Source organism: Fischerella thermalis PCC 7521, from assembly GCF_000317225.1.
GTDB classification, from domain to species: Bacteria; Cyanobacteriota; Cyanobacteriia; order Cyanobacteriales; family Nostocaceae; genus Fischerella; species Fischerella thermalis.
Map to the genome: position 1 here is coordinate 69,978 of NZ_AJLL01000005.1, position 13,058 is coordinate 83,035.

Consider the following 13,058-nt stretch of genomic DNA (forward strand, 5'->3'; position numbering starts at 1 on the left):
AAATTTCTACGCCAAGCTATTACTTATTATGTATATAAATATCAATATAGCGATCGCCTCCTATTGTTGTGGTGTCTGCAACCAATTTGACTTGAAATTCTAAATATAAAATTTGACCTGGTGTACTTAAAAATGTGACAGAATCAGCACGGATTGGTTCAATACTTAGCTGAGTTTTCAGGACTTCGACTGAGGTTGATGTCTCACCAAGTAGCCATGTAGCAAAACTGTCTGGCTAGGTCTCAGAAAGTAATTTCAGAGGTTATCGAAAGCCATAGAAACACGCTAGGTCGTAGCTAGCTGATTTTGCCATAAAAATGCAACTAGTAGATATGGCTTCTATAAAGATATTGAGTAATGAATTATACTATTTTAAGTATTAGCTTTTTTACAGAAGCGATCGCTCTTTACGTACTTGATCATTTAATTAGCAGTTATTAACAAAAAGTTAACTAATTTTTGCTCAAAGCTTAACCTGCAAATATATCATCCTTTAAGTCTGCGATTTTAAACTACAATAAGCCATTAAGTGTTATTAAACAAATTTTCCTCATTTGTTCTCTCTTTTTATTTATGCTCTTTAAGAAGAACAGCTTTAGAGTGAAAAATTATCTATTTTCTATTTTTTGTTTAGTTGGCAATAGATAATTTTGTTTGAATATGTAAGCAAAATATAATTATATATTCTGTTTGTTTTTGCAGAGCTAGTTTATTAAAAATAGACACAATACATAGAAAAAGGGAGGAAATTTTATAACCATCTGATTTGCACGATTGCTGAGAAAGTATTTAATTGTGTCTGTGTCTTCTAATTTGAATAAGTAGTGATTTTTGCTTAGAAAATATTGATTAACTTGTAGACGAAAGATGCAAAGTACACAAACAATGGCTACTTCGCAAAGTGAGGAAATAGATACTATAAATTGATTGTCAGCAACTCCCACTTTAACTTTTCCCATACCTCACTTTTATTTGAGAAATACGCAATTACTTGGTCATATTAAAGTTACGGATGCATTTACCATGACACAAGACACAATTCGCTTTGCCCAATTCAACGCTTCCTTAAACCGGGGTACGGAAGGGCGGCTAATTGAAGATTTATCTACGCCAGACAATTCTCAAGCCAAAGCCATTGCTGAGATCATTCAACGCACGAATCCAGATGTCATCAGTGTCCAAGAATTTGATTATTATGCAGATGACCCAACCAAAGCAGTTGATTGGTTCCGGCAGAACTACCTAAAAGTCAGTCAAAATGGAGCAGATCCCGTTGACTATCCATACTTCTACATTGCTCCTTCCAATACAGGTATTAGTTCTGGCTATGACCTCAACAATGATGGCAAGATTGTAACCACACCAGGAGAAAGTGGATACGGGGACGATGCTTTTGGTTTCGGCAATTTTCCTGGACAGTTTGGAATGCTATTACTGTCCAAATATCCAATTGACACAGAGAATGTGCGTACTTTCCAGAATTTTCTGTGGAAGGATATGCCCGATTCTTTATTGTCAACGATCACTCTCCCTAATTCTGATACTCCCTGGTATTCTCAACAAGAGCAAGAAGTTTTACGGCTATCTTCCAAAAGTCATTGGGATGTGCCAATCGAGGTGAATGGGCAAATAATTCACGCTTTGGTGAGTCATCCTACACCTCCTGTATTCGATGGTGCAGAAGATCGTAATGGCAAGCGCAATCATGACGAGATTCGCTTTTGGTCAGACTATATCACTCCTAGAGCAGGCAATTATATCTATGATGACAACGGTAACTACGGTGGACTGACAGAACAAGCAGCCTTCGTAATTCTGGGCGACCAAAACGCTGATCCTAATGATGGGGACAGTTACAACTATGCAATTCGGCAGATATTAGAAAATCCCCGTGTAAATACCAGTGTCACACCAAGTAGTGAGGGTGGTTCTGAACAAGCTCTTTTGGATGGTGGCAAGAACACCACTCATATCAGCGATCCAGCCTATGACACAGCAGATTTCAATGATAATAATCCAGGAAATCTCCGCGTGGACTATGTTCTACCGTCTCAGAAATTAAAAATTCACTCCTCTCAAGTATTCTGGCCTACCACAAAAGATCCACTGTATCCACTGGTAGGCGATCGCCAGGATGTAACTACCACACCTTCTTCAGATCACAGTTTAGTATGGACAGATTTGACTATGAAACAACCCTCTTTAGTTGGATTTTCTTCCTTACCTGCTGATACCTATGCCGAAGGCCCGCCATCTGGTCAAAATGATGGCAATGGCAAACCCATTTCTAGTAACGGGCGTACAGGGCCATTTCCAGGACAACCTGTACAAGGTTTCAGCGGTGTGCAGTTTGCCGATTCAGATAGCTACTGGTTTTTGTCAGATAACGGCTTTGGTAGTCAGACCAATAGTGCTGATTATCTACTGCGGATCTATAAAATCGATCCAGATTTTAAAACCGCAGACAATGGTAGTGGTGACGCCGAGTGGACTGACTACATCCAACTATCGGACCCTCACAACCTAATTCCTTGGCAAATTGTCAACGAAACCACAACAGACCGCTTCTTGACAGGAACTGACTTCGACCCTGAATCTATTGTTCTGGGGAAAGACGGCACAATTTGGATTGGTGAAGAATTTGGTCCCTATCTATTGCATTTTGACAGTAACGGCGTCCTCATAGATGCCCCTATTTCCACCCCAAATATTTTCCCGCTCAATACCCTCAACGGCCAAGACCCTATCGTCATTGGTCATCGGGGTGGTACGCCTGGCATTCGTCCAGAACATACGATTGGTGATTTAGGCGGAGATTTGATTGCCTCTAACAACTTGGGTGCGGAATTGGGAGCAGATTTCCTAGAACCAGACCTAGTTGTCACCAAAGATGGAGTTTTAATCGTCCGTCACGAACCTGTATTAGCAGCAGTAGAGACCGATGAGAACGGCAATATTGTTTACGACGAAAACGGCAAACCCGTTATCAGTGAAGCGACAACTAACGTCGCGAATTTTGCGAAGTTTGCTGATCGCCTGACTACCAAAGTTTTAGATGGAGACAGTATCACAGGCTGGTTTGCCGAAGACTTCACCCTGGCTGAAATTAAAGAACTGCGGGCAGTTGAGCGTATTCCAGATATCCGCCCTGAGAGTGCGAAGTATGATGGCTACTTCCAAATCCCCACACTGGAAGAATACATTAACTTCATCAAAGACTACGAAGCCGCAACAGGCGTAAAACTTGGTATCTATCCTGAAACCAAACACCCCACCTACTTTGCTAAGGAAGGTAAATTTTTAGATGGCACTCCCATCAATTACAATACCTCACAAATTTTAATTGATACCCTAGTTGCCAACGATTTCATCGATCCTGACCGCATTTTCATTCAGTCCTTTGAAGTCTCCAATCTCAAAGAACTCAAAAACGAAATCATGCCCAATGCTGGGGTGGATATTCCCTTGGTGCAGTTAATAGATAGTAGCGGCGCTCCCTACGATTATGTGTATGAGGGAATTGATAAAACCTACGCCGACCTAATTACTCCCGAAGGATTGACAGAAATTGCCAGCTATGCTAAAGGAATCGGCCCCAGCAAAAGGCTGATTGTACCAGCAAAGACCGTCGATGAGAATGGTGACGGTCAACCAGACGACATCAACGGCGATGGTCAAATCAGTGATGCAGATCGCTACCTACAGGAACCAACTACCCTAGTGTACGATGCTCACCAAGCAGGCTTGTTGGTGCATCCCTACACTTTCCGCAGTGATAAATTTTACCTTTCACCCGACTATAAGGGCAACCCAGAACTAGAGTACGAGCAGTTTATCCGCTTAGGAGTAGACGGCTACTTCAGCGATTTTGTCGATGATGGGATAGCAGCAAGAGACAAAATCACCGCCGATGATGTTGCTTCTCCCCAAAACCCAGGAGTAGAAGAAGACGAAGCGATCGCGAATCTGGCTAGATCCCGTGGTTTTGAAGCCATGAGTTACAGCCCAGATCGCCAAACCCTCTACCCGATACTAGAAGGATATGTTGCTGGTGATCCTACCGACTCCCGACGTGTTTATGAATTTGACGTTGCGACAAAATCCTTTAGGGATGATTTAGTTGGTTACTATCAAGTAGATGATCCAAGCCATGCGATCGGCGATGCTACCCCAATCAACGACACCGAATTCTTGATCATCGAACGAGATGAAAAATCGGGAGCAGAAGCAGAATTCAAAAAAGTCTTCAAAGTCGATATTTCCCGAACCAATGAACAAGGCTATCTCTACAAAGAGGAAGTCATTGATTTACTCAACATTGCCGATCCTAACGACCTCAATGGCGATGGTAGTAACACCTTTACTTTCCCCTTCCTCACCATTGAAGATATCCTGATTCTGGATGAAAATACTGTCTTGCTTGCCAACGACAACAACTATCCATTCAACGCCATCCGCAATCCTTCAGAACCAGATAACAATGAATTTATCAAGGTTGAATTGTCCACTCCCCTCAACCTCGATTCTCGGCTAGGAACACCTAAGTCAATCATCTACGGTACATCAGAAGATGATTATTTCGATGATTATCTCTACGATCCCTATTGCGATAATGCTGATCTTTATCCAGACTTATTCTTTGGAGATAATCAAATCCTCTTTACCGGAGATGGTGATGACATCGTTGATGTCAGTGGATTTGGTAGAGGCAACCAAATTAATACTGGTAACGGTGATGACATCGTATTAGCTGGTACAAAAAATAGCATAAACGCTGGTTCCGGTAACGATGAGTTATATCTTGGTATCGGCGGAGGCGAAAACATCGTGACTGGCGCTAAAGGAGCCGATCAGTTTTGGATTGTTACCGATGAAACAGACTTGCCAGCAAAGCCGAATATAATCACGGACTTCAACAGTGGAGAAGAAGATGTGATTGGCTTTGCTAACGTCAGTTTTGACTATGACTCTCTCGGTAGCGATTGGACAACTCGCCAAGAAGGTGATAACACCATCGTGGGTGTTTATGGACAAGATGTGGCTGTGTTACTGGGAATTCAAGCTAATAATCTGACTCAGGCAAACTTTGCTTTTGCTTAAGAAGAGGGAATAGGGGGACAAGGAAGCAATTTCTCCCCCCACTCCACCCTAAGGGAAGCCGCTTGAGCGCGTCTACACACTCCACCCAATCCCCAATCCCTTAATAATGAGCGTAATTCTACAAGTTCGCGAACAAAAAGTTACGGCTGAAGAAATTGTGCCTTTGCTGGCAAACTACCAGTTATTGCCACAACTGTTGCGAGAAATGATCATAGATCAGGCGATCGCACCGTTTGGTTGCACACCAGAAGAAGCAGAAAAAGCCTGTCAAGCATTTTACTTACAGCAAAGCTTAAAAACAGACGCTGAACGTCAAGCTTGGTTACGCCGTCGTGGTATGACTCCTGAACAAGTCCGCAAATTAGTAACACGAGCATTACGGCTAGAAAAGTTTAAGCAAGCTACTTGGGAAACTCAGATCGATGCTTACTTCGAGAAGCGTAAACCCCAACTTGATCGGGTAATTTATTCTGTTATTCGTACCAAAGATAGTGGTATTGCCCAAGAACTTTACTTCCGTTTGCAAGCAGGGGAGCAATCTTTTGCGGAACTTGCTCCCAAATATTCTACAGGGCAAGAAGCCCGCACTAAAGGTATTGTTGGGCCAGTAGAACTAGGTAAACTGCACCCCTCCTTGGCAAAATTGCTAAGTGTCACCCAGCCAGGACAGCTTTTACCACCCACACCTATAGACCAGTGGTTTGTCATCCTCAGGTTGGAAAAGATACTTTTTGCTGAGTTAAATGATGTCACTCGTTGGCAGTTGCGCCATGAATTGTTTCTCAAGTGGTTGGGACAACAAGTTGCAGAATTAAACCCGATGAATGACTGTCAAGAGGATGGAAATTTACTGCCAATGTAATTCAGTGATGAAAAAGTCTTTTTTTGGAAATCGACCACCGATGCACACCGATGCACACAGATAGACACAGATAGATTTTTCGTTGGTGGGTGATTGGTGATTGTAATTCATTGTTGTTCGCATTTTGATAATTGCTCCTCGCTTTATGACCCAAACTCCCAGTGCAATCGAAACCTTTTTATTAGGTATCCCACCCTTTGAAAAGTTATCTCTTGTCAAATTGCAGCAATTATGCAAGAGATTGGAAGTGCGGCGTTATAGGATGGGACAAGCTATCCTACCACTGCAAGAGCTACCACCTGATGTAGCAATCATCTATACAGGACAGGCGAGACTGATCGGCCATGATCCCCAAAGCAATATACCCGTGACATTGCAACGATTACAACCGGGAGAAATTGTAGGGTGGAAAAGCTTGTTACGGGGTGTTCCCTGTGAAAAAGTCATGGCTTGTGATGAGGAAACTCTCTGTCTTGTGCTTCCACATCAGGAATTCTTGACTTTGCTAGCAGAAGAACCAGCGCTAAAAGCTTATTTCATGGAGTCAACTGTTGTCAATAGTAAAGACTCAAAAGTTACTCCCCCTACTACCTCACCTCCCCATCGCCCCACCAAAAAATACCCCCACATCCGCGAATCTTCCCGCAATGCTACCCTAGCCTGTTTACAGATGGTGAGTCAGTATTTCGGGATGCCATTTCGCCGGGAGGTTATTCGCAAAGCGATCGCCAATAATCAAAAAGATTCAACTAAACCAGCTTCTCTGCAATTGTGTGGAGCAATTGCTGATTTCATGGGATTGAAGGCGCAATTGGTGAGTGTCCCAGCTAAGGCGATGAATCGTTTACCGACACCAGCTTTGATTCACTGGCAAGATAGCATGGCGGTGATCTATGAAACGAGCGATGCAAAAGTGGTGTTGGGTGTACCAGAAGGCGGTATTGTTCGTCAAAAAATGGCTGAGTTCCTCAAAAACTGGGGTGAACAAGGGCAGGTTCTTTTACTCACAAAGACCGCAGCGACGCCGCAACAAAAATTCGGGTTGAGTTGGTTTTTACCTTCGCTTAACCGTCACCGCACAGTTTTATTGGAGGTTCTGGTAGCTTCGTTTTTTGTGCAGTTGTTTGGACTTGCCAACCCGTTGATGATTCAAGTGATCATCGATAAGGTTTTGGTGCAAAACAGTATCGACACTTTGCAAGTGTTGGGTATATTTTTACTGTTAGCAGCGATTTTTGAGGCAGTTCTCGGTACTTTGCGGACTTACTTATTTGCAGAAGCTACCAATAGAATTGACTTAGCCTTGGGTTCAGAAATTATTGATCACTTGTTGCGTTTACCTCTGCGTTACTTTGATCGCCATCCGGTGGGAGAATTAGCAACTAGGGTAAATGAATTAGAAAACATCCGCTCCTTTCTCACGGGAACAGCTTTGACTGTGGTGTTAGATTCTGTCTTTTCGGTGATCTACATCATTGTCATGTTTATCTATAGCTGGGTGTTGACACTGGTATCTTTATCTACTATTCCTTTGTTTGCCCTGCTTAGCTTCATAGCAGCACCAATAGTTAGGCGACAACTGCGGGAAAAAGCCGAACGCAATGCCGAAACCCAATCTTATTTAGTAGAAGTTCTTTCTGGTATTCAGACTGTTAAAGCCCAAAATATAGAGTTACGTACCCGTTGGCAATGGCAAGAACACTATGCCCGCTATGTTTCATCTGGCTTTAAAACTGTAGTGACTTCTACTGCTGCTGGTTCGGCAAGTAATTTTCTCAATCAACTTTCTGGGTTACTGGTGCTGTGGGTCGGTGCATACTTAGTACTCAAGGGCGAACTCTCACTAGGTCAATTAATTGCTTTCCGTATTATTGCGGGGTATGTTACTAGTCCATTGTTGCGTTTACTACAATTATGGCAAAATTTCCAACAAACAGCCTTGTCTTTGGAACGTCTGAGTGATATTGTCGATACGCCCCAGGAAGTCACACAAGCCGACCAAGATAATATTCCCATGCCCCTCATTCAGGGCGCTGTTACCTACGAAAACGTCTCTTTCCGGTTTTCCACAAGCGGTTCACTGCAATTAGACAATATTAATTTAGCGTTTCCGGCTCAAAGGGTGGTAGGAATCGTCGGGATGAGTGGTTCTGGTAAAAGTACGTTGATGAAATTGCTACCGCGTCTGTATGAACCAAACGCAGGTCGAATTCTCATCGATGGTTACGACATTAGTAAAGTCGAATTGTATTCACTGCGATCGCAAATTGGCATTATCCCCCAAGACACGTTGTTATTTGACGGCACAGTTCTAGAAAATATTGCCCTTACTAACCCTGATGCTACCAGCGAAGAAGTGATCACTGCTGCTAAACTTGCAGTCGCCCACGACTTCATCATGAACTTACCCAACGGTTACAAAACACGCGTTGGTGAACGCGGTTCCGCACTGTCGGGAGGACAAAGACAACGGATCGCGATCGCCCGTACTATTCTGCAAAATCCCCAATTATTAATTTTGGACGAAGCCACTAGCGCCCTCGACTACGACACCGAACGGCAAGTATGTACTAACTTAATCCAAGCTTTCCGAGGACGAACTATGTTCATCATCACCCACCGCCTCAGCACAATTCAACAAGCAGATGAAATTGTACTCATGCACCAAGGCAAAGTAGCAGAACGCGGTACCCATACTCAACTTATGCACAAACGCGGTCTTTACTACCACCTGTATCAACAACAGGATGGGTTAGTAGTTAGTAGTTAGTTGTTGGTTATTGGTTGTTTGTTGTTGGTTGTTAGTGGTTAGTTGTTACTAGTTAGCAGTTAATTTATTATTGACTCCCCCCTCTCCCCACACTCCCCAACCTCCCCATGAATAATTCCAACGCTTCCCATTCTCACTCTAATGGTCATGGAAACAACGGTAAAACCGCTGTTTCGACTCAGGGCGGTACATCCTTAGCAACTCCTTCCCTTGATGTATCACCGACACTCAAACGGTTTGATCAGCCTGTGGTGTTACGACAGTCGTCGATTTTGCCCAGGGCGGTAGTTTGGACTTTGATCAGCATGACTACCGCTGGGGTAATCTGGGCTTCTGTGGCACAATTTGAAGAGGCGATTCCCGCTCAAGGTAAACTCGAACCAGAAGGATCTGTTACGGAAGTGCAAGCACCTGTTGCGGGTGTAGCCAAAAGGATTTTGGTCAAAGATGGGCAACAAGTCAAACAAGGTGACTTATTGCTGGCTCTTGATCCAACGGTTGATAATGCTGAACAAACATCACTGCGAAAAATTCGCGCCGCTTTGATGGCAGAAAATCAGTATTACCAAATGCAAATGGGTGGTAAAACTTCCCCAAATACGCAACTGCTGACATCGTTACCTCCTCAACGAGTTTTTTTGACACAACATAGGGCAGAATTGGTTGCCGAAAATCAACTGTATCGCCTGCAATTACAAGGTGCTGAAACTGGTGCAGGATTAACCCCAGAACAACTCCAACGGTTGCAGTCTGCCCAATCAGAGGTGCGATCGCGCATTAGTGCTGCTAAGTTAGAAGTTGATCAATTGCAAAAGCAGTTGAAACAAACTCAAGTCCAGTTGGTTAGTGCCAAAGAATTACTGGCTGTCGAAAAAACTATTCTCACAGATTTGACTGTGTTGGCCAATGAGGGAGGAATTGCTAGGAATCAGTATTACAAGCAGCAGCAGCAATTCCTGAGTCGACAAGCAGAGGTAGATCGACTTTTAGAAGAAGAAAAACGACTCCAGTATGCAATTACACAAGCACAAGAAAAGGTAGAAAATGCGATCGCCCTGAATAAAAATGAGTTACTAACTAAAATTGCTGACAATCAAAAACGGATTGCAGAAATTGATAGTCAATTAACTAAAGCAATTGTTGACAATGAGCAGCAAATTGCCCAAATTGATAGTCAAATCAGCAAAACCCAGCAAAACCTACGTTACCAAGAACTCAAAGCTCCTGTTTCGGGTACAGTGTTCGACTTACAAGCCCGTAATCCTGGCTATGTAACTAACTCTTCAGCGCCAATTCTCAAAATAGTTCCCAATCAATCCCTGGTTGCCAAAGTCTTTATTACTAACCGCGATATCGGCTTTGTCAAAGAAGGCATGAATGTTGATGTGAGAATTGATTCCTTTCCTTACAGTGAATTTGGGGATATCAAAGGTAAACTAGTCTGGGTTGGTTCCGACGCCCTACCCCCTGATAATATTTATCCCTTCTACAGATTTCCCGCCAAAGTCGTTCTTGAACGTCAACATTTAATGATTAACGATCGCAAAGTTAATCTGCAATCAGGGATGTCGGTAAGTACCAATATCAAACTTCGCAAACGCAACGTTGCTAGTATTTTTACTGACCTGTTTACCAAGAAGATGGAAAGTTTGAAGTTTGTTAGGTAATAGGATTTTGGATTGTAAAATTCGGGTCAAGTTGAGATGGTTTAAGGGACGTTCATCAGATAGGATTATGGGAGACTGTATTCATAAATCTCCCCATCATCAAGTTTTTCCCTTGACTCAAACTCTTGCATTTGAATTTTGACTTGTTACCCCACCAACAAACAACAATCAACCAACAACTAACCACTAACCACCAATTGTTGTTTTTCAGGTAACTGAGTATACTCAGCAACAATTTTGCGGAATTGCTCTCCTTCTATAGTCTCTTGTTCTACCAACAAGTCTACTAGACGGTCTACTAGCGCTCGGTTTTCACGGATAATTTTGCGGGCTTGTTGGTAACAAGAAATAGCCATCTCCCGCACTTGTCTATCAATCTTGGTAGCCATCTCTTCTGAATATTCGTTGCGGTTGACCCAATCTCTACCCAAGAAGACATCACTATTTTGAGTTTCCAAAGCCACTAGTCCCAGGTCAGACATCCCATACATAGTCACCATCTTTCGAGCTAGATTAGTAACCATTTTTAAATCGTTACTCGCACCACCTGTAACTTCAGACTCTCCAAATACTTCTGCTTCTGCGGCTTTGCCTCCCAGTGTCATAGTAATGTTGTCTTGTATCCAAGCACGAGTGTAAAGACCGCTATCTATCATCTCTTCATTGAGAATTTGCTGAGAGAAACCACCTACTCCACCAGAACGGGGAATAATTGTGACTTTATTTAAGGGGTCGGCGTGGGGCAAAAGTGTAGCCAACAAAGCATGTCCCACCTCGTGGTAGGCAATTAATCGCTTTTTGTTGCTATCTAACAATGGGTTAAGAGTTAACCCAATTGTCAGCCTATCAATAGCATCATCAATTTCTATCTGTGTAATAGAATCTTTGCGTCTACGTGCTGTCAAAATTGCTGCTTCATTTAGCAAGTTGGCTAAATCTGCCCCTGTAAAACCAGGAGTGCGGCGTGCAACCACTTCTAAGGAAACTGCTGGATCAACCTTTTTATTACGAGCGTGGACTTTTAAAATTTCCAACCGCCCTTTCCTATCTGGCGCATCAACAATTACCTGGCGGTCAAATCTTCCGGGTCTGAGTAATGCTGCATCCAAAACATCTGGGCGGTTAGTAGCAGCAATAATAATAATACCAGTATTACCTTCAAAACCATCCATCTCTGTCAATAGTTGGTTGAGGGTTTGTTCTCGTTCGTCGTTACCACCACCGATACCAGCACCTCTTTGTCTACCAACGGCATCAATTTCATCGATAAATATCAAACAAGGGGCGTTATCTTTGGCTTTTTTGAATAAGTCACGGACGCGAGACGCACCCACACCAACAAACATTTCCACAAATTCTGAACCGGAAATGCTAAAGAAGGGAACGGCTGCTTCACCAGCAATGGCTTTTGCTAATAAAGTTTTACCAGTACCTGGAGGACCTACTAACAGCACTCCTTTGGGAATACGTGCGCCAACAGCAGTAAATTTTTCTGGCTGTTTGAGGAAGGTAACAACTTCTTGCAGTTCTTCTTTGGCTTCTTCAATACCAGCGACATCATCGAATTTGATACCAGTTTTGGCTTCCATTTGAAAGCGGGCTCTGGATTTACCAAAATTCATGGCTTGGCTTGAAGCATTTGTAGAGCGGCGTAGGAACAATAACATCAAAGCAACCAGTGGCAAAATCCACATGAGGTTGAGCAAAAGACCAACAGCAGCTCTACTGTTAGCAGAGGAAACCTCATCAAACTCAACTCTTTTTGCTTTAAGTAGGGCAATCAACTCTGGGTTTTGATCCAAAAGCTTTACACGCAGAGGTTGAGTATTCTCTGTCCCCTTTAAATACACATCTGCTACCTTTTCGGTTTCATCCAAGTCTACCCTGGCGACTTCTCCATTTTCAATTTTTTGGAGCAGTCTACCATAGGTAAGAGTGTTGTTGTCCTGCTGCTGTTCTGTTTTTTGTGCCAAAGCAGGAGGAGTTCCCTCCACAAATCCTGGTAACATGATTAGACCAGCTACCAACGCCCCTGCTAAAGCTGCACGTTTTGTCGGTCGCTGTTTTTTGGACACCTTTTTCTCAAAACTTCTCATAAGAATTACCCTTAATCCGCTGCCACGAGCTGAGCGCTGGTTTTGTATGGCTTTATTTTTAGAAAGAGTAGAAATAACCTTTTCTCACTCTAGTGTAGCTCTGACAAAAACTCATTCCCAAGTTTTTCTACTCATACTTGTAAACGTGAAATACTAACCACTAGTTCCAGGGTAAGCATCACCCATAATTTTTGCAGAATCTTGATTTTACTTTGCTCAAGGGCAATTAACTTACAATTTAAAGCTTTTTCCAACTAGAGTCAGACATAAGAGTAAATTTTTTGACAAAAAACTAGCCTCGTAAGAAATTATTAACTCTTTAATCATAAAAATATTGCTTGAACCAAAATTTGACAAGCCGAATTATATATAGTTAAGATATAATTCATAGTCATAATGATTCCGTTTTTCAAGATACATCTCCAGGTAGTTTGCTAACCTCAGAAGGGGTGTAGGAGTGGGCGAGCCAGTGCGGTCTTGTTGGTTTCCAACAAAGAGCAACTGGCGTGGAGTGTGGGGAGTAGCGAACAACTAACAACAAATTCTGATGTATGCAGTTCATG

5 protein-coding genes are annotated in these 13,058 nt (G+C 42.8%); 4 read left to right on the forward strand and 1 reads right to left on the reverse strand.

All coding sequences use genetic code 11. The features are described 5' to 3' along the window. Positions 1 to 1,023: 1,023 nt before the first annotated feature. The 4 genes from UYK_RS0100515 (at position 1,024) to UYK_RS0100530 (ending at position 10,399) form a co-directional block, all read left to right on the forward strand. On the forward strand, positions 1,024 to 5,100 hold the full coding sequence (locus UYK_RS0100515; protein WP_016870700.1) for an esterase-like activity of phytase family protein: 4,077 nt from the start codon (positions 1,024 to 1,026) through the stop codon (positions 5,098 to 5,100). Positions 5,101 to 5,206: 106 nt separating this feature from the next. Beyond that, complete coding sequence (locus UYK_RS0100520; RefSeq protein ID WP_009459606.1) at positions 5,207 to 5,962, forward strand: peptidylprolyl isomerase; 756 nt, start codon at positions 5,207 to 5,209, stop codon at positions 5,960 to 5,962. 145 nt (positions 5,963 to 6,107) lie between these two features. Continuing rightward, entirely contained in the window at positions 6,108 to 8,732 is a 2,625-nt protein-coding gene (locus tag UYK_RS0100525; protein ID WP_009459604.1) for a peptidase domain-containing ABC transporter, read from the forward strand. Between the two features lie 107 nt (positions 8,733 to 8,839). After that, entirely contained in the window at positions 8,840 to 10,399 is a 1,560-nt protein-coding gene (locus UYK_RS0100530; RefSeq protein ID WP_009459602.1) for a beta-barrel domain-containing protein, read from the forward strand. 179 nt (positions 10,400 to 10,578) lie between these two features. Here the strand turns inward: UYK_RS0100530 and ftsH are convergent, their stop codons facing one another. Next, the gene (gene ftsH / locus UYK_RS0100535; protein ID WP_009459600.1) at positions 10,579 to 12,495 is read right to left on the reverse strand and encodes an ATP-dependent zinc metalloprotease FtsH; all 1,917 of its coding nucleotides are present in this window, start codon (positions 12,493 to 12,495) and stop codon (positions 10,579 to 10,581) included. Between the last annotated feature and the right edge of the window lie 563 nt (positions 12,496 to 13,058).